At 65.7% G+C, this 19,282-nt stretch carries 10 protein-coding genes; 6 read left to right on the top strand and 4 right to left on the bottom strand.

Annotated elements, in window-relative coordinates:
• Nucleotides 1–340 precede the first annotated feature (340 nt).
• The 4 genes from QCE88_RS14235 (at nt 341) to pyrF (ending at nt 4,112) form a co-directional block, all read left to right on the top strand.
• Nucleotides 341–1,129 (top strand): SDR family oxidoreductase, encoded by a 789-nt coding sequence (locus tag QCE88_RS14235; RefSeq protein ID WP_309902869.1) that lies wholly within the window; start codon nt 341–343, stop codon nt 1,127–1,129.
• Nucleotides 1,129–2,007: an SMP-30/gluconolactonase/LRE family protein gene (locus QCE88_RS14230; protein WP_309902867.1), complete on the top strand. Its 879-nt coding sequence runs from the start codon at nt 1,129–1,131 to the stop codon at nt 2,005–2,007. The genes QCE88_RS14235 and QCE88_RS14230 overlap by 1 nt, the downstream gene beginning before the upstream one ends.
• A gap of 88 nt (nt 2,008–2,095) precedes the next feature.
• Nucleotides 2,096–3,211, top strand: coding sequence for an aldose 1-epimerase (locus QCE88_RS14225; RefSeq protein WP_309902865.1), 1,116 nt, complete (start codon nt 2,096–2,098; stop codon nt 3,209–3,211).
• Between the two features lie 88 nt (nt 3,212–3,299).
• Complete coding sequence (pyrF, locus tag QCE88_RS14220; RefSeq protein WP_309902863.1) at nt 3,300–4,112, top strand: orotidine-5'-phosphate decarboxylase; 813 nt, start codon at nt 3,300–3,302, stop codon at nt 4,110–4,112.
• A 9-nt stretch (nt 4,113–4,121) separates the two neighbouring features.
• On the opposite strand, the gene QCE88_RS14215 is transcribed toward pyrF, so the two are convergent.
• The 4 genes from QCE88_RS14215 to thiL are packed head-to-tail and all read right to left on the bottom strand — an operon-like array spanning nt 4,122 to nt 9,519.
• Nucleotides 4,122–7,451, bottom strand: coding sequence for a DEAD/DEAH box helicase (locus QCE88_RS14215; RefSeq protein ID WP_309902861.1), 3,330 nt, complete (start codon nt 7,449–7,451; stop codon nt 4,122–4,124).
• Nucleotides 7,452–7,467: 16 nt separating this feature from the next.
• On the bottom strand, nt 7,468–7,968 hold the full coding sequence (locus tag QCE88_RS14210; protein ID WP_309833348.1) for a CinA family protein: 501 nt from the start codon (nt 7,966–7,968) through the stop codon (nt 7,468–7,470).
• 29 nt (nt 7,969–7,997) lie between these two features.
• Nucleotides 7,998–8,519 (bottom strand): phosphatidylglycerophosphatase A, encoded by a 522-nt coding sequence (locus QCE88_RS14205; protein ID WP_309902859.1) that lies wholly within the window; start codon nt 8,517–8,519, stop codon nt 7,998–8,000.
• Nucleotides 8,509–9,519, bottom strand: coding sequence for a thiamine-phosphate kinase (gene thiL, locus QCE88_RS14200; RefSeq protein ID WP_309902857.1), 1,011 nt, complete (start codon nt 9,517–9,519; stop codon nt 8,509–8,511). Before thiL ends, QCE88_RS14205 begins: the two co-directional genes overlap by 11 nt.
• Before the next feature lie 253 nt (nt 9,520–9,772).
• On the opposite strand from thiL, the gene QCE88_RS14195 reads away from it, so the two are divergent.
• Nucleotides 9,773–12,067 carry an NADP-dependent malic enzyme gene (locus QCE88_RS14195; RefSeq protein ID WP_309902855.1) on the top strand — a complete coding sequence of 765 codons (2,295 nt, stop codon included), beginning with the start codon at nt 9,773–9,775 and terminating at the stop codon, nt 12,065–12,067.
• A 461-nt stretch (nt 12,068–12,528) separates the two neighbouring features.
• Complete coding sequence (locus tag QCE88_RS14190) at nt 12,529–19,236, top strand: YadA-like family protein (RefSeq protein WP_309902853.1); 6,708 nt, start codon at nt 12,529–12,531, stop codon at nt 19,234–19,236.
• Nucleotides 19,237–19,282: the final 46 nt, after the last annotated feature.

Raw genomic sequence — 19,282 nt, 5'->3', positions numbered from 1 at the left:
TGCCGGGCCAGTGAGGCAATTCTGTGTCGTGCCGCTAAATGACGCTGGGCGAGAAAAAAAGCTGCTTTCTTTGGTGACTTTCTTTGCAGCAGCAAAGAAAGTTACCCCCGCCCCGGGGAGGGGCAGTGCTAATAGACCGACGTGATAACGGGAAGTCCATAGAAGCGCGGGCGAAGGAAAAGAGCGCCAAGCGAAGACCCCCGCCCCGGGGAGGGGCAGTGCTAATAGACCGACGTGATAACGGGAAGTCCATGGAAGCGCAGGCGAAGGAAAAGAACGCCAAGCGAAGACCCCCGCCCCCGGGCAGGGGCAACCCAAACCACCCACTGATCTCCAAACCATGCCCCAACCCGAACCCAAACTTGCGACCTACCCCAGCCTGTCGGGCAAAACAATCCTGATCACCGGCGGCGCGACCGGCATCGGCGAGGGTTTCGTCGAACACTTCTTCGCACAAGGCGCGAAAGTCGCCTTCTTCGACATCGACACGAAAGCGGGTGAAGCACTCGCCGACCGCCTCGCCGCGGCATTGCAACAAAACCAAACCCGCCCGACGTTCCTGAACGTCGACCTCACCGACATCGACGCCTTGCGAAAAGGCATCGCCGACGTCCGCAGCACCCTCGGCCCCATCGGCGTGCTCATCAACAACGCCGCCAACGACAAGCGTCACGCCATCGAGGACGTCACGCCCGAATCCTACGACGCCGGCATCGCCGTCAACATCCGTCATCAGTTCTTCGCCGCACAGGCGGTCATCGACGACATGAAGCAACTCGGCGGCGGTTCCATCATCAATCTGGGCTCGGTCAGCTGGATGCTCAAGCAAGGCAACTTCCCCGTCTACACCACCGCCAAGTCGGCAGTACAAGGCATGACGCGCGGCCTCGCGCGCGATCTCGGCAAGTTCGGCATCCGCGTCAACACACTCGTGCCAGGCTGGGTCATGACCGAAAAACAAAAGCGCCTGTGGCTCGACGACGCCGGCCGCGAAGCCATCAAGCAAGGCCAATGCATCGGCGGCGAACTGCTGCCGCTACACCTCGCGCGCACCGCGCTCTTCCTCGCCTCCGACGACAGCGCCATGATCACCGCGCAGGACATCATCGTCGACGGAGGCTGGGCCTGATGGACACCTCTTCCGCCCGGCTTCTGATCGACAGCCAATGCGCGCTCGGCGAAGGCGCAACCTGGTGCGCCGCCAGCCAACGCTTCTGGTGGACCGACATCGAAGGCGCCCGGCTATGGCGCTGCAATCCGCTCGACGGTTCCAGCGAGTCGTTCGACATGCCCGAGCGACTCGCATGCTTCGCGCCCTGCGCCGACTCGCGCTTTCTGCTGCTCGGCCTCGCGTCGCGGCTCGCGTTCTATGAAATCGCAAGCGGCCGCATCGATACCATCATGGAAGTCGAAGCCGGTCTGCCAACGCGACTCAACGACGGCCGCTGCGACCGCGACGGGCGCTTCGTGTTCGGCACCAAGCACGACGTGGAAGACGCGCAAGCCGTCGGCGGGTTCTATCGGCTCAATCCGGATCTTTCGCTGGAGCGCCTGCCGCTCGCTGCGTGCGCGATCTCGAACAGCATCGGCTTCGCGCCCGACGGCAAGACCATGTACTACTGCGACTCACCCACGCGCCAGATCCGCGCATGCCACTATCCTGATTTCACCGACGACCGCGTATTCGTCGAACTCACCGATATGACCGGCGTGCCGGACGGTTCCATCGTCGACGCCGATGGCGGGCTGTGGAATGCACAATGGGGCGGCGCGCGCGTCGTACGCTACGGACCCGACGGCCGCGAGACGGCGCGCATCGACGTGCCCACCACGCAGCCAAGCTGCACCGCGTTCGGCGGTGAGGATTTCGCCACGCTCTTCGTGACCAGCGCGCGCATCGGTCTCGACGACGACGCGCTGCGTCGCGATGCCCACGCAGGCGGCGTGTTCGTCGCGACGCCCGGCGTGCGCGGTCTCGCGGAAACGGCGTTCGCCGGCCGAGCCTGACAACAGCATTCGAGGCGGCGCGCGATGACGCGCCGCCCGACCCGTCCCGGCCGCGCCGGGTTCTTCGCCTCTCGATGGAGCACGCGTCATGACTGTTGCCCGCACAGCACCAAGACCGAATCCTGCATCGACGTCCCAGCTTCAAGCCCAGGCGCGCCGCTCGCGTCTGGCCGCCGCCACCGAGCCGCCCGTCCGGCCGGGTCCGGCCTCGGCCGTGATCGCCATGGGTGGCACGCGCACCGAAGCCCGCATCACGCTCTCCAATCCGCATCTCCGGCTCGAACTGGCGCCCGCGCTGGGCGGCGGCATCACGCGCTTCGACTGGCGCGACGAAGGCGCGCTCGTGCCGATCTTCCGCCCGTGCATCGATCCCGGACCCGATACGGATCCCAATCAGCTCGCGTGCTATCCGCTCCTGCCGTATTCGAACCGTATCGGCAACGGACGCTTCCAGTTCTCGGGCCGCGCGATCGACGTGCCCTGCAACCGCGCCGGCGAACCGCTGCCGCTGCACGGCGACGGCTGGCTCGGCGCGTGGGAAGTCGCCGACACGGGCGATGAGGACGACGGACGCGTGCGGCTGACGCTCGATCGCAGCGACGGCACGCCGTACGCCTTTCGCGCGGCGCAGACGATTGCGCTGGAAGAGGCGAGCCTCGTCGTCACGCTCGAGATCGAGAACGCCGGCGACGCCGCCTTGCCCTTCGGGCTCGGCCTGCATCCGTTCCTGATGCGCGAGGCCGACACCGAACTCTCGGCGGCGGCAGGCGGCCTGTGGCTGTGCGGCGACGACTGGCTGCCGGTGCGGCACGTGCCGGCGCCGCCGGCGTGGCAATTCGGCGTCGCCTATCCGATGCCCTCCGCCATGGTGAACAACGCCTTCACCGGCTGGAGCGGGCGCACCAGCGTGCTGTGGCCGAAGCGGCGGCTGTCGCTGACCATCGCCGCCGACACCGATTACTACGTGCTGTACGCGCCGCCCGGCAAGGACTTCTTCTGCTTCGAACCGGTCGATCACCCGATCAACGCGATGAACCTGCCTGGCGGCGCCGAAGCGCACGGCATGACCGCGCTCGAACCGGGCCAACGGCTGACGCGGACCTTCCGCTTCACCGTCGAACGGACCGGCGAGGCCACGCGGCGCGGCCGTCCGAAGACGCGGGCCGGAGCCAAGGCGCGGACGCGCACGACCGCCGCGCGCTGAAGCCGGCGGGAAGCGAACGGGACGCAAGAGTGAAGCGATGCGCCGCACGTTAAAATGCGGCGCATCGACGTTCATTGAAATCCCCGCCATGTCCTTTCTCCAGACCCTCCAGACCGCGTGGTCGCGGACTCAATCGCTGCTGTGCGTTGGCCTCGATCCCGAGCCCGCGAAGTTTCCCGGCGCACTCAACGGCCGTCCCGATGCGATCTTCGAGTTCTGCAAGACCATCGCCGATGCGACCGCGCCCTATGCGTCGTCGTTCAAGCCGCAGATCGCCTACTTCGCCGCGCATCGCGCGGAAGATCAGCTCGAAGCGCTGATTGCGCATATTCACGAGCGCCATCCCGGCATTCCCGTGATTCTCGATGCCAAGCGCGGCGATATCGGCAGTACCGCCGAGCAGTACGCGAAGGAAGCCTTCGAGCGCTATCGCGCCGACGCCGTGACAGTCAATCCGTACATGGGTTTCGATTCCATCCAGCCGTATCTCGAACACGAGGGCCGGGGCGTGATCGTGCTGTGCCGCACGTCGAATCCGGGCGGCTCCGACCTGCAATTCCTCACCACCGACGGCCAGCCGCTCTATCAGGTCGTCGCCCGGCTCGCGGCGGAGAAGTGGAACGCGAGTGGCCAACTCGGGCTCGTGGTCGGCGCGACCTTTCCGAAGGAAATCGAAACGGTGCGGGGCATCGTCGGCGACATGCCGCTGCTGATTCCGGGCATCGGCGCGCAGGGCGGCGATGTCGAAGCAACCGTGCGGGCCGGCCGCACCGCGAACGGCGCGGGCATGCTGATCAACTCGTCGCGCGCGATCATCTACGCCGGCAAGGGCGACGACTACGCCGAGGCCGCGGCCGAAGCGGCAAAGAAGACGCGCGGCAGCATCAATCAGTATCGGTAACGCGAGGCCTCATTCGCCGGGGATGGGTTCGAACAGCGCTTCGAGATCCTCGGCGGAAAACATCTGCGTCAGGCTCGCGCTCTCCGACAGGATGCCCGCCGCAAGCGCTGCCTTGCTCTCCTGCATCGCCAGAATTCTCTCTTCGATGCTGCCCGCTGCGACGAGCTTGTACACGAACACCGGCTTGTCCTGTCCGATGCGGTGTGCGCGATCCGTCGCCTGATTCTCGGCGGCCGGATTCCACCACGGATCGTAATGAATGACGGTGTCCGCCGCCGTCAGGTTCAGGCCCACTCCGCCTGCCTTCAGGCTGATCAGGAAGATTGGCGCTTCGCCCGCCTGGAAGCGCCGCACCGGTGTCTTCCGGTCGACGGTTTCGCCCGTCAGGGTGACGTAGGCGAGATCCGCCTGATCGAGCGCATTCGCGATGATCGCGAGCATTCCCGTGAACTGCGAGAACACCAGCACGCGCCGCCCCTCTTCGATGAGTCCCGGCAGCATCTCCAGCAGCAGGGCGAGCTTCGCCGAACCTTGCCCTTTCTTCGCGCCGGGCAATTTGACGAGCGACGGATCGCAGCAGACCTGCCGCAGCTTCAGCAACGCATCGAGCATCAGGATATGACTGCGCGCCACGCCCTGTTTGGCAACGGCGTCGCGCACCTTCTGCTGCATCGCGGCGCGCACGGTTTCGTAGAGATCGCGTTGCGGCCCTTCGAGTTCGACGCGGCGCACGATCGTCGACTTGGGCGGCAGTTCGGTCGCGACCTCGTCCTTGCGGCGACGAAGCATGAACGGCCGGATCCGGCGAGCGAGCAGCGCGCGGCGCGTGGTGTCGTTCAGCTTTTCGATCGGCCTCCGCCAGCGGGAGGCAAACTCCTTCTGCGTGCCGAGGAACCCGGGCAACAGAAAATCGAATTGCGACCAGAGCTCGCCCAGATGATTCTCGAGCGGCGTGCCGGTGACGCACAGCCGATGCCGCGCGCGCAAGGTGCGCAGCGCGCCCGCCGCCTTGCTGGACGCGTTCTTGACCTGCTGGGCTTCGTCGAGGATCAGCAGATGAAAGTCATGCTGCGCCAACGCGTCACGGTCGCGCCAGACGAGCGGATACGTCGTCACCACTAAATCATGCGCGGCGATCTCCGCGAAACGTTCATGCCGTCGCGGCCCATGCAGATCCAGCACGTTCAGCGCGGGTGCGAAACGCCGCGCTTCTTCGACCCAGTTGTTGACGAGCGTCGTCGGCACGACGATCAGTGCCGGCCGCGCGAGCCGGCCCGCTTCCTTCTCGACCAGAATATGCGCGAGCGTCTGAACAGTCTTGCCGAGGCCCATGTCGTCGGCGAGCACGCCGGCGAGGTCGTGCTCGCGCAGAAACTGCATCCAGTCGAGGCCGTCGCGCTGGTAATCGCGCAGCGTGGTGTGCAGGCCGCGCGGCGCCTCGATGCGGCGCGGCCTGGCGGCGTTGCCCAGCCGTTGCGCAAGCTCGACGAGCGATGCGTCGCCATCGAATTGCCAGCGCTGTGTGTCATTCGTTCCGGCGAGCTTCGTTGCGGAGAGGCGGCCAGCCTCCAGCGCCGACAGCCGCAAGGGCGCCGCAGCGCCGGACCCGGTGCGGTCGAACAGGTCGAGCAGGTCATGCACGAGCGGCTTGATGCGGGCTGCGCGCAACTCGAAACGGCGGCCCGTCTGCGTGCGGAATTCGACGGCATGGCGGTCGTCGATCGTGTCGATCGAGCCGTTGAGCCAGCGACGGTCGCGTGCGAAGAGTTCGGCGAGCAGCGGTTCGAGACGCACGCGCTCCGCCTCCACCATGATGCCCAGTTCGAGATCGAACCAGCCGTCTTCGGAGGCGCGCGCGGTGGCATCGATTTCGTCGATCTCGACAACGTCGAAGCGCGAATTCGGCGCGATCACCACGCGCCAGCCCGCTGCGCGCAGTGCGGGCACGTGCTGCTCGACGAAGCCCGGCCACGCGTCCCGGTCCGGCATGAAGAAGGCGCCTGCATAGGGTGAGTCGTCGCGACTGACGGGTGCGCCGGAGATCGGTTTCAGGCCGCCGTCGAGCAGGCGCTGGACGCAGCTGTTTTCCGCATCGTGCCGGCGCGCGATGCGGGCCAGTTCACCGCCCGCGAGGCGCACGAGCATGTCGGGACTGTTCGCCGCGATCACGAGGCCGTCGTAGTCGAATTCGAGGCGCGCGAGGTCGAGCTCGGTCGGGGGCATGCCGAGCTTGCCGGGCGCATCGAGCAGAAGCGTGTCCAGCGTCAGCACCGCAACCGGCTCGGCCTCGATCATGCGCATGCCCATGTCGCCGTCCGCGGGCGGGGCGGGCAGTTCAGGCGCGCATTCGGCGAGCGCAGCGCGGACCACGTCCGCTTCCTGCGGGGTCAGCGCGGGCATGGACAAGTAATCGGCGAGCAGCGCGTCGGGCATGGGCGCGTCGATGGCGCCCGTTTCGCTCGTGGCGAGGTCGATGTAGTAAGCCGGCTCGGTGGGCAGCACGACGTTGGATTCGGGCTCGGTTTCAAGCGACGCGAGGATCATGTCGTCGCCGTGTGGATTCCACTCGATGTTCGCGCGGCGGCTCGCGCCCTCTCGCAGCGGCGCGAGCAATTGCATGGCGCCGGGATTCGCTTCGAAGTAGAGGCGGCCGGTCGTCAGCATCATGTGCCAGAGCTTCGCGCCGCGCGCGCCCGACAATACGTAACCACGGTTCGCCGCTTGACGCTCGGACCGCAGCGCGCGAACGATGCCGTCGTCTTCACGGGTCACGAATTTGGGCGGGCTGTTCGACGCGGCGTAGTTCGGGTACCACGGTTCGACGGCGCGAATGTCGCCGTCGACGCCGAGCCGCGCTTTCAGTATCGTCAGTTCGAGACTGGCCGCAGTGGAAAACGGCAGCGTGAGCACATAGAGAATCTGGTGTTTTGCACCCGTCGCGGGTTTCGATGCTTTCGCCTCCGCCAGCCGTGCCGCCTGAACGCTTGCGCGAAAACGCGCAAGCCATTGCTCGACTTCATGGCTCACTCCGTTTCGCGCGGCGTCGTCCTCGCGTTCCAGACAGGCGAGGAGCGTCGCCGCGACATGCTTGCATTCATGGCCGACGGGACACGAGCAATAGCCGTGCGGACGCTCCTGGCGAAACGAGATTTCGACCACGTAGGGCTGCGGCTGCGTGCCCTTGACCCGCGCGCGCAGAATGTCTCCCTCCCAACCGATGTCGGCGACGGCGCGCACATAGCCGAGCGCCTTGTCGAATGTCTTCGGGCCCATCCAGCGGGCCACCTGGTCTCGCGTGAAACGGATGGGACGGGGCGCGTCGCCGCGTGCGTTGCTCATGCGATGCACGCGGGTCTCACCGCTCGCGCTGATCGATGAACTCCAGCAGCGTGCGCAGCGCGTGCGCTGCCGCCTGGGTGCGCACCTGATCGCGGTCGCCCTTGAACAACACCGTTTCGACCGTCGTGTGCAGCCGGTTGCTCCAGCCGAAGCACACCGTGCCCACCGGCTTCGCCTCGCTGCCGCCCGCCGGGCCCGCGACACCCGTGATCGACACCGAAACCTGCGCGCGGCTGTTGCGCAGCGCGCCTTCGGCCATGGCCTTCGCGACTGGCTCGCTCACTGCGCCGTGCTGCTCGATCAGTGCAACAGGCACGCCGATCATTTCCGTCTTCGCCAGATTCGAGTAAGTGACGAAGCCACGCTCGAACCATGCGCTGCTGCCCGAAATATCGGTGATCGCGGCCGCGACCATGCCGCCGGTGCAGGATTCGGCGGTGGCGAGCATCAGCCGCTCGTCGCGCAGGGCGTTGCCGACGCGGATCGCAAGTTGGTGAACGACGGTGTCGGTTGGCATGGCGGGGGTCCCGAAGGTCAAGGTGGAGGTCAGACGGTCATGCGCCACAGCGCGATCACGAGCAGCGTGAAGAACGCGGCCACGAGGTCGTCGAACATGATGCCGAAGCCGCCTTTCAGATGGCGATCAAAATAGCGGATGGGCGGCGGCTTCACCATGTCGAAGAAGCGGAACACGACGAACGCCCACATCTGGCCGGTGAAGGTGGCGGGCGTGACGAGCAGCAGCACGAGCCAGAACGCGACGATCTCGTCCCACACCACCGGCGACGGATCCTCGATGCCCATTCTGGTGGCCGTAAAGCCGGTGAACCAGCATCCGGCGATAAAGCCTACGGCGATCAGCGCGCCCCATTCCGCCACCGTCAGGTGCGGATTGAGCACGACGAACGACAGCCACGCGAACAGGGTGCCGACGGTGCCGGGCGCGACCGGCGACAGCCCGCTGCCGAAGCCGAGCGACAGGATGTGCAGCGGATGCGTGAGCATGAAGCGCGCGCTTGCGCGGCGCGGCGCGGCGGTTTCGCCCGCGAGGGTCGGGTCAGTCTGCATGGAAATGATCGAAGCCTTGCAACGTCAGGGAGAGCGGGGCGCCGGAGACATCGCGCCAGGCGAGGGCGGCCGCATCCCGGGATTCACCCGGGGATTCGATTGTACCGATGCGCGTCAGCGGCACCTGCACACGCTGCGCGATCTCGGCGAGCGCTTCGCGTGCCGATGGCGGCGCGGTGAAGCAGAGTTCGTAGTCATCGCCGCCGGCGAGCGCGCATTGACGGCGCGCGGCATCCGGCAGCGCGCGCAGCGCGTCCGAGCACGGCACCGCATCGGCATCGACGACGGCGCGCACCTGCGAGCGCCGCAGGATGTGCATCAGGTCGCCGGCGAGGCCGTCGGAGATGTCGAGCGCCGCATGTGCGACGCCGCGCAGCGCCAGCCCCAGCGCGATGCGCGGCTCGGGCCGCTCCAGCGCGCGGCGCCAGTTGGCGGCCGCGGCGGCGTCGGGCGCCTGCCACTCGCCGCGCAGCAGGCCGAGACCGGCGCGCGCGTCGCCGAGCGTGCCCGATACCCAGATGTCGTCGCCGGGACGTGCGGCATCGCGGCGCAGGGCCATGCCATGCGGCACGTCGCCGAACACCGTGATGCAGAGATTGAGGGGCCCGCTGGTGGTGTCGCCGCCGACCAGCGCGCAGCCATGCCGCGACGCGAGCGCGAACAGCCCGTCGCTGAAAGCGGCGAGCCACGCCTCGTCGGCGCGCGGCAAGGCGAGCGCGAGCGTGAACGCGTGCGGCGCCGCGCCCATCGCGGCCAGGTCGGAAAGGTTCACGGCGAGCGCCTTGTGCCCGAGCGCGGCCGGATCGACATCGGCGAAGAAATGGCGGCCTTCCACCAGCATGTCCGTCGAAATGGCCAGCTGGCTGCCCGCAGGCGGCGCAATCAGCGCGCAGTCGTCGCCGATGCCGAGCGGCGTCGCGGCGGCGTCGGCATGACGCGGTGCGGGCGCCGTCGCGCGGCGGGCAAAGTAACGATCTATCAGTGAAAACTCGGAAAGCATGGTCTGCGATGAACGGTTTTTTGTGCGCTGCAAGAACGGAGCGAGATGCGCCCGCCGTCGCCCGAAGGCGCCCGCAGCGTATCTCGAAAAACTCGAACGACAGGCGGCGAGCCTTGCCTGGCCGGGCGATCAGACCTTTTCCGGTCATGGCAGTTGTAGCCGAAATGCACGGGCCGCTGCCCGAAACGCCCGCTGATTGGCGCTACAATGCGTTCGAACTTCCATTCTAAATCCCGCACCACTGGCCCGCCTTATGACGACTCCCGCCAATACCAAGTTGCGTGAAGCAGCGCTCGACTATCACGAATTTCCCGTCCCGGGGAAGATCGCAATCGCCCCGACCAAGCAGATGATCAACCAGCGCGACCTCGCGCTCGCGTACTCGCCGGGCGTCGCGTTCGCGTGTGAGGCGATCGTCGAGGATCCGCTGAACGCCGCGCGCTTTACCGCGCGCAGCAATCTCGTCGGCGTCGTGTCGAATGGCACGGCCGTGCTCGGCCTCGGCAACATCGGACCGCTCGCGTCCAAGCCGGTGATGGAAGGCAAGGCCGTGCTGTTCAAGAAGTTCGCCGGCATCGACGTGTTCGACATCGAGCTGAACGAAAGCGATCCGCACAAACTGGTGGACGTGATCGCCGCGCTCGAGCCGACCTTCGGCGGCATCAATCTCGAAGACATCAAGGCGCCCGACTGCTTCATCGTCGAGCGCGAATGCCGCAAGCGCATGAAGATCCCGGTCTTTCATGACGACCAGCACGGCACGGCCATCGTCGTCGCGGCGGCGCTCACCAACGGCCTGAAAGTGGTCGGCAAGGAGATCGGCGAAGTGAAGCTGGTGGCGTCCGGCGCGGGCGCGGCGGCGCTGGCCTGCCTGAACCTGCTCGTCGATCTCGGCATGAAGCGCGAGAACATCTTCGTGACGGACCTGGCCGGCGTGGTCTACAAGGGCCGCACGGAACTGATGGATCCGGACAAGGAACTGTTCGCCCGCGAAACCAGCGCGCGTACGCTGGCCGACGTGATGGAAGGCGCCGACGTGTTCCTCGGCCTCTCCGCTGGCGGCGTGCTCAAGCAGGAGATGGTCAAGGGGATGGCCGCGAAGCCGCTGATTCTCGCGCTCGCCAATCCGACGCCCGAGATCCTGCCGGAACTCGCGCTGGAAGTGCGCCCGGACGCGGTGCTGGCCACGGGCCGCACCGATTACCCGAACCAGGTCAACAACGTGCTGTGCTTCCCGTTCATCTTCCGCGGCGCGCTGGATGTCGGCGCGACTGTCATCACGAAGGAGATGGAAGTCGCGGCGGTGAACGCCATCGCGGAACTGGCGCGTCAGGAGCAGAGCGATATCGTCGCGACGGCGTATGGCATTCAGGATCTCTCGTTCGGTCCCGAGTATCTGATTCCGAAGCCGTTCGATCCGCGCCTGATCGTGAAGATCGCGCCGGCGGTGGCGAAGGCCGCAATGGAATGCGGCGTGGCGACGCGTCCGATCGAGGACATGGACGCCTACGAACAGCACTTGCAGCAGTTCGTGTATCACAGCGGCACGACCATGAAGCCGGTGTTCCAGCTGGCGCGCAGCGTGGAGCCGGAGAAGAAGCGCATCGTGTTCGCCGAGGGCGAGGAAGAACGCGTGCTGCGCGCGGTGCAGATCGCTGTGGACGAGAAGATCGCCAAGCCGATTCTGATCGGCCGGCCGGCGGTGATCGAGCAGCGCATCCAGAAGTTCGGCCTGCGCCTGACGCCGGGCACCGACTTCACGGTGGTCGATACGGATCACGACGAGCGCTATCGCGACTTCTGGCAGACCTACGCGAAGATGATGGCGCGCAAGGGCATCAGCGAGCAGATGGCCAAGCTGGAGATGCGTCGCCGCACGACGCTGATCGGCTCGATGCTCGTCAAGAAGGGCGAAGCCGACGGCATGATCTGCGGCACGGTGAGCACAACGCACCGGCACCTGCACTTCATCGATCAGGTGATCGGCAAGAAGGAAGGCGCGAACGTCTATGCGGCGATGAATGCGCTGGTGCTGCCGGGCCGGCAGATCTTCCTGGTCGATACGCACGTCAACGCGGACCCGACGCCGGAGCAGCTCGCCGAAATCACGATCATGGCGGCGGAAGAAGTGCGGCGCTTCGGCATCGTGCCGAAGATCGCGCTGCTGTCGCATTCGAACTTCGGCACGAGCAATGCGCCGACCGCGCAGAAGATGCGCGACGTGCTGGCCCTGTTGAAGGAACGCGCGCCGGATCTGGAAGTGGACGGCGAGATGCATGGCGACGTCGCGCTGGATGCGCGCTTGCGCAAGGAAGTGCTGCCGGAGTCGACGCTCGAAGGCGATGCCAACCTGCTGGTGCTGCCGAACATCGATGCCGCGAACATCTCCTATAACCTGCTGAAGACGGCGGCGGGCAGCGGCATCGCAATCGGACCGATCCTGCTCGGCGCGGCCCAGCCGGTGCACGTGCTGACGTCGTCGGCCACGGTGCGGCGGATCGTCAACATGACGGCGCTGCTGGTGGCGGATGCGTCGGCGGCGCGGTGATTTGAGCGCGCCAGGCGCTTGATGGCATGATGGCAGTGTGAAACGCGGCGGATCTTTTCCGCCGCGTTTTTTTTATGCTTCGGCATCAGGATCGCCGTGGCCTTCATTCGGTTGTTTTCTGCCTCTCCCCGTCCTTTCCCGCGCTTTACGCCGGGCTTCAGCACAGTTCTTGACAGTCGCTCCGAAGCGCCGCCTCCGTCGCTGAGGTATCGAGCGCATTCCCCCGTCGCGCCATGATGCGCTGCCGACGCGCGACACGGTTTTAAGAGTCGTGCCATTTCAGGGACTAGTCCTGAACCTTAATGTTCCAGCACGAACTCCAGACGGAATCCGATCCGGCTGACGCGAGTTCCACACGCGAGCGGCATCAGACGAAGCAGAGGCCTGCCGTCATCCGGGCGACGTGATTCATGTCGCTTTCACCGCGTCGTGTCCATGGGCAAATTAATAAGGATCAGAAAATGAATAAGGCACACCGCACTGTTTGGTCTGATGTCATCGGGAACTGGGTGGTCGCTCCCGAGACCGCCAAGGGAAAAACCAAGCGCAGTCAGAAGGCGATATCGGCGGCGGTGAGCTCGCTGGCGATGGCACTGGGCGGCGGCAGTCTGCCGGCGGAAGCAAGCATGGGGGCAGCGGGCATCGAGATCTGCGAGAACGGCACGGACACCGGCATCAACAGCAGTGCCTGCGCGCTTCCGAGTTCCGGCGGCGTGCAGAATGGCTGGGGGCTGTTCACCAACAACGGCGCGGGCTTTACCACCAGCGAACCCGCGTTCATTACCGGCGTGAAGCAGGGTTATGTGACGATGTATGGCCAGAACGGCGTGTACTCGTGGAGCGACCTGTACATGAACGGCGCGAACAACGTGCTGGGCGGCACGGGCACGGCGCACAAGATCAAGGGGCTGGCAGCGGGCGATGTCACGACATCAAGCCAGGACGCGGTGAACGGCTCACAGTTGTACGCGACGAATCAGTCGATCACCAATCTGAAGTCTGCCGGAACCACGTACTTCCACGCGAACAGCACGGGGGCGGATTCGACGGCGTCGGGAGCGAATGCCATCGCCATCGGGCAGGGCGCGTTGTCGGACGCCAAGGACACGGTAGCGATGGGCAACGGCGCGAGCGCGGGCGGAGCGTCCGGTCAAAGCAGCATCGCTATCGGCGCGGGCGCGCAGGCGCTGACGACGACGAGTGGCGGCGATTTCCATACCGGCCGCAGTATTGCCATTGGCGCGCAGGCCAATGCAAACAGCGCTGCGTACGGCAACAACACCGTGATCGGCGCAGCTGCCACGGCGAGTGGCGTGAATGGCGTGGCGATTGGTCTGGAGTCGCTTGTCTCGGCGGACAATGGCGGCGTGACGATCGGAGAACATTCGATTTCGTCGGCGAGTTTTGCAACTGCGCTTGGCTATGGGGCCGTCGCGTCAACGAACAACTCGGTGGCACTGGGTACCAATTCCAATACTGCTGCAGTCGTGAACACCACCGGCGCCACGATCGGCGGCAAGGCCTATACATTCGCCGGCAGCAATGCGGGAAGCACGGTATCCGTGGGCTCCGTGGGCGGAGAGCGCACGGTAACGAACGTCGCGGCGGGCCGCTTGTCCCCGAGTTCGACCGATGCGGTGAACGGCTCGCAACTCTACGCGGCGGATCAGGCGATCAACCAGAACACGGCCGATATCAGCAACACCGTCAACACGGGCACGAAGTATTTCCACGCGAACAGCACGGGGGCGGACTCCGTGGATGCAGGTTCCGATTCGATTGCAATCGGTCAGGCAGCCACCAGCGGCGGGGGCAACTCGATTGCCATAGGCCCAGCCGCGACGACGGTCTATACCGGCGATGTGGCCATTGGCAGCGGTGCGTATGCGAAGAACACCGTCAGTAGCGGCAACTATTCGACCGCCCTGGGCTCGCTCGCTACGGCAACGGGCGACGGCACGACGGCCGTGGGCGGGAGAAGCAATGTGTCGGGCCTGGGCGCGTCGGCGCTGGGCGGCTGGACGACCGCTACCGGTGGCCATTCCGTTGCGCTCGGCTACGGCGCCATCGCCAGCGACGACGACGCGGTCGCGCTCGGTACGCGTTCGACGACGGCGCCCGTCGTCAACACGACGCAAGCGACCATCGGCGGCAAGGCTTATACCTTTGCGGGCAGCAATGCGAAGAGCACGGTATCGGTGGGATCGGTCGGCGGGGAGCGTACCGTCACGAACGTCGCGGCAGGCCGCTTGTCGTCAAGCTCGACCGATGCGGTGAACGGTTCGCAACTCTACGCGGCAGATCAGGCGATCGACAACCTGAAGTCCGCCGGAACCGCGTATTTCCACGCGAACAGCACGGGCGCGGATTCGACGGCGTCGGGTGCGAATGCGATTGCCATCGGGCAGGCGGCGACAGCGGGGTACGCCGGGGACATTGCGCTCGGCCTGGGCGCGACGACGAGCGGCGCATCCGTTTACCCTGCCATGGCAATGGGGAGAAATGCGCAAGCCACTGCGATGGGCACGATGGCGCTGGGCGTGAATGCACTGGCCAACGTCAATGCAGCAATCGTATTGGGTTACGACTCCACTTCGTCGGCCGATAACGCGCTCGCGCTCGGGGCGAACACCCTCTCTTCGGCCACCGCTGCGTCATCGGTCGGGGGACGTTCGACGGCAAGCGCAAGCAGCGCAACCGCAGTGGGCTACGGTGCCAAAGCAAGCGAGACGAATAGCGTCGCATTGGGTGCCAACTCCACCACGGCGGCCGTGGTGAACACCACCGGTGCGACGATCGGCGGCAAGGCCTATACGTTCGCCGGCAGCAAGGCGGGAAGCACGGTATCGGTGGGTTCGGTGGGCGGGGAGCGCACGGTGACCAACGTCGCGGCGGGCCAGTTGTCGGCGAGTTCGACGGATGCAGTGAATGGCTCCCAGGTCTTCGCCACCGATCAGGCGGTGAATCAGAACACGACGGATATCGCCAACGCATTCAACGCGATCAACAACGTCAAGAGCGCCGGCTCGATGTACTTCCACGCGAACAGCACGGGCGCGGATTCGGTGGCGTCGGGGGCGAATGCCATCGCGATCGGGCAGGGCGCGTTGTCGGACGCCAAGGACACGGTGGCGATGGGCAACGGCGCGAGCGCGGGCGGAGCGGCTGGTCAGAGCAGCATTGCCATCGGAGCGGGCGCGCAGGCGCTGACTACGACGACCGGGGGCGACTTTCAAACCGGCCGCAGTACTGCCATCGGTGTGGGGGCTAATGCAAACAGCGCTGCGTATGGCAACAACACCGTAATCGGCGCGGTAGCCACGGCGAGCGGGATGAATGGCGTGGCAGTTGGTGTGGATGCGCGTGTCTCGTCTGACAACGGCGGCGTGGCGATTGGGGAACATGCGATTGCGTCGGGAAGCTTCTCGGAGGCGCTTGGCTACGGTGCCAACGCGTCAACGAACAACTCGGTGGCGCTGGGTTCCTTCTCCACCACTGCCGCGGTCGCGAACACCACAGGCGCGACGATCGGCGGCAAGGCCTATACGTTCGCCGGCAGCAATGCGGGAAGCACGGTATCGGTGGGCTCGGCGGGCGCGGAGCGCACGGTGACGAATGTTGCGGCAGGCCGCTTGTCGTCAGGCTCGACCGATGCGGTCAATGGCTCGCAACTCTACGCGGCAGACCAGGCGATCAACCAGAACACCACCGACATCAGCAACACGGTCAACACGATCAATACGGTCGTCGCCAGCGGCACGAAATACTTCCACGCGAACAGCACGGGGGCGGATTCGACGGCGTCGGGTGCGAATGCCATCGCGATCGGATCCAGCACCACGGCCTCGGGCAGTCATACCGTGGCGATCGGATACCAGGCGAGTACGTCGGTCAATGGAGATCTGGCGATTGGCGGCATGGCAAAGGCGACCGGAACCGGCGTTGACGGTGCTACGGCAGTGGGCGTCAATGCACACGCGACCGGCAGCTTCTCGTCGGCACTCGGCAATCACGCTGAGTCAGGAAATTTCGGCGATACGGCTGTAGGTGGTTATGCCAGTGCGTCGGGAGGAGGCACTGCCGGCCAGTTCTCCGTGGCCACGGGCTACAGCGCCTCGGCGACCAGTGGAGCGACGGCGCTTGGCGGCAACAGCAACGCGGCTGGAGCGAAATCCGTCGCGCTGGGTACGGGCGCCAAGGCAAGTAACGCCAGCGACATCGCACTCGGTTCCGATTCGACCACCGCGGCCGTCGTGAACACTGCCAGCGCGACGATCGGCGGCAAGGCTTATACGTTCGCGGGCAGCAATGCGGGAAGCACGGTATCGGTGGGCTCGGCGGGTGCGGAACGCACAGTGACGAATGTCGCTGCAGGCCGCCTCTCCGCCAGCTCGACTGATGCGGTGAACGGCTCCCAACTCTACGCAGCGGATCAGGCGATCAACCAGAACACCACCGACATCAACAACGCTGTCAACTCGATCAACACGATCGTCTCCACCGGCACGAAGTACTTCCACGCGAACAGCACGGGGGCGGATTCGGTGGCCCTGGGTGCCGACGCGATCGCAATCGGTCAGGCAACGACCGCGACGGCTCAAGCGGATATCGCGCTGGGCCTGAACGCAATCGCCAGCGGCGGCAACCCCTTCCCCGCAACCGCGATAGGCAAGGACGCTCAAGCGCTGGCAACGAGTGCGATAGCGTTCGGGACGAGTTCACTGGCGAACAGGAACACGGCGATTGCAATGGGGTACGCCGCCACGGCTTCCGGCCAGAACACGACGGCAATAGGTGCGCTTTCGCTTGCCCAGAGTGACAACAGCACGGCCATGGGACGAGAGGCAACGGCCACTTCGGTGAGATCGACTGCTCTCGGTTTCCACACGAACGCTGTCAATACCGACGACGTAGCACTGGGCTCGTACTCCTCGACGGCTGCCGTAGCGAACACCACCAGCGCGACGATCGGCGGCAAGGCCTATACGTTCGCCGGCAGCAACGCGAAAAGCACGGTATCGGTGGGTTCGGCAGGTTTGGAGCGCACAGTGACGAATGTCGCGGCGGGTCGCTTGTCGGCAAGTTCAACGGATGCGGTGAACGGTTCGCAACTCTACGCGGCGGATCAGGCGATCAACCAGAACACCACCGACATCAACAACGCAGTCAACTCGATCAATACCCTCGTCTCCACGGGCACGAAGTACTTCCACGCGAACAGCACCGGCACGGATTCGGCGGCCACGGGCCAGGACGCGGTCGCGATCGGTCAGGGCGCGGTGGCGGCCAACGCAAACGACATCGCACTCGGTTCAAATTCGACGACGGCAGCCGTGGTGAACACCGCCAGCGCGACCATCGGCGGCAAGGACTACACGTTCGCGGGCAGCAATGCGCAGAGCACGTTGTCGGTGGGCGCGTTGGGCGCGGAACGCACCGTGACGAATGTCGCCGCAGGCCGCCTCTCCGCCAGCTCGACCGATGCAGTGAACGGTTCGCAACTCCATGCGACCAATCAGGCCGTGGATCAGAACACGGCCGATATCAGCAACACGGTCAACTCGATCAACACGATCGTTTCCACAGGCACGAAGTACTTCCACGCGAACAGCACGGGAGACGATTCGACGGCCATCGGTCTGGACTCGGTTGCAATCGGTCAGGGCGCGGTCGCGGCCAACGCAAACGACATCGCGCTCGGTTCGAACTCGACGACGGCTGACGTGATGAATACCCTCGGCGCGACGATCGGCGGGAAGGCCTACACGTTCGCAGGCAGCAATGCGCAGAGCACGTTATCGGTGGGTTCGGTCGGCGCGGAACGCACCGTGACGAACGTTGCCGCAGGCCGCCTCTCCGCAACTTCGACCGATGCGGTGAACGGCTCGCAACTCTTTGCGACCAATCAGGCGGTGGATCAGAACACGGCCGATATCAGCAACACGGTCAACTCGATCAGCACCATTGTCGCCACGGGCACGAAGTACTTCCACGCGAACAGCACCGGAGACGACTCGACGGCCACAGGTCTCGATGCCATCGCAATCGGCCAGGGCGCGGCGGCGACTCATGCCAACAGCATCGCGCTCGGTTCGAACTCGATCACGTCGGAGGCCGTCGCGACGGCGGGCATCGCCATCAACGGCGTGAACTACGCGTTCGCCGGTGCGGCTCCGGTCGGCACCTTGAGCGTCGGCTCGGCGGGCGCTGAACGCACCGTCACGAACGTCGCGGCCGGCCGCATCTCGGCCGACTCGACCGACGCCGTGAACGGCTCGCAGCTCCACGCGACCAATCAGGCGGTCAGCAGCCTGCAGACGGAAGTCTCGAACATCTCGACCGACGTCAACGCGCTCAACAATGCATCCGTGAAATACGACACCCATGCGGACGGCACGCCGGATACCAGCAGCATCACGTTGAGCGGCAGCGCCTACGACAGCTCGACGCACACCGGAGGCACCGCCATCCACAACGTGGCGTACGGCGTCAATGGCGGCGATGCCGTGAACGTGAGTCAGCTGAACGAGGTGATCGGCACCGTGACCAACGTGGCAAACGCGGCCAACAACCCGTTCATGGCAGCCGAAGGCAATCGCGACACGGAGGGCGCCGCGGCCACCGGCACCCATTCGACCGCGATGGGCGCCCTCGCCAAGGCCAGCGGAGCGCGTGCGACGGCGGTCGGCTCAGGCGCAAGCGCGTCGGCGGCGAATTCGGTAGCGCTCGGCGCCGGATCGGTCGCGGATCGCGACAACTCCGTGTCGGTTGGCGCCGCGGGTGAAGAGCGCCAGATCACGAACGTGGCAGCCGGTACCCAGGGCACCGACGCCGTGAATCTGAGCCAGATGAACCAGAGCTTCTCGCAGGGCGTGAACCAGGCCAACGCCTACACGGATCAGAAGATCACCGCGCTCGGCAGCCAGGTGAGTTCCGTTGCACGCGGCGCCTATGCCGGCGTGGCAGCGGCAACGGCCTTGTCGATGATTCCGGACGTCGATCCGGGCAAGACCATCGCGGTCGGTGTCGGCACCGCCAACTACAAGGGCTATCAGGCAACGGCACTGGGCGCCTCGGCGCGCGTGTCAGCGAACGTCAAGCTGAAGCTCGGGGCCGGCATCAGTGCCGCTGGGACGGCCGTGGGCGGAGGCGCTTCCTATCAGTGGTAATGCAAGGCTGATTGCAAGCGGACGGCGCAAGCCGCCCGCTTGCATT

This window comes from Caballeronia sp. LZ035 (assembly GCF_031451175.1).
Classification (GTDB): domain Bacteria; phylum Pseudomonadota; class Gammaproteobacteria; order Burkholderiales; family Burkholderiaceae; genus Caballeronia.
Note: the sequence above shows the minus strand (reverse complement) of the source record. Positions and strands in the feature narration are given on the sequence as shown.

Excerpts from the sequence above, each read along its gene's own strand:
- QCE88_RS14230 (WP_309902867.1), top strand. The coding sequence starts at position 1,129 with ATGGACACCTCTTCCGCCCGGCTTCTGATCGACAGCCAATGCGCGCTC.
- pyrF (WP_309902863.1), top strand. The coding sequence starts at position 3,300 with ATGTCCTTTCTCCAGACCCTCCAGACCGCGTGGTCGCGGACTCAATCG.
- QCE88_RS14205 (WP_309902859.1), bottom strand. The coding sequence starts at position 8,519 with ATGCAGACTGACCCGACCCTCGCGGGCGAAACCGCCGCGCCGCGCCGC.
- QCE88_RS14190 (WP_309902853.1), top strand. The coding sequence starts at position 12,529 with ATGAATAAGGCACACCGCACTGTTTGGTCTGATGTCATCGGGAACTGG.
- QCE88_RS14235 (WP_309902869.1), top strand. The coding sequence starts at position 341 with ATGCCCCAACCCGAACCCAAACTTGCGACCTACCCCAGCCTGTCGGGC.
- QCE88_RS14215 (WP_309902861.1), bottom strand. The coding sequence starts at position 7,451 with ATGAGCAACGCACGCGGCGACGCGCCCCGTCCCATCCGTTTCACGCGA.
- thiL (WP_309902857.1), bottom strand. The coding sequence starts at position 9,519 with ATGCTTTCCGAGTTTTCACTGATAGATCGTTACTTTGCCCGCCGCGCG.
- QCE88_RS14195 (WP_309902855.1), top strand. The coding sequence starts at position 9,773 with ATGACGACTCCCGCCAATACCAAGTTGCGTGAAGCAGCGCTCGACTAT.
- QCE88_RS14210 (WP_309833348.1), bottom strand. The coding sequence starts at position 7,968 with ATGCCAACCGACACCGTCGTTCACCAACTTGCGATCCGCGTCGGCAAC.
- QCE88_RS14225 (WP_309902865.1), top strand. The coding sequence starts at position 2,096 with ATGACTGTTGCCCGCACAGCACCAAGACCGAATCCTGCATCGACGTCC.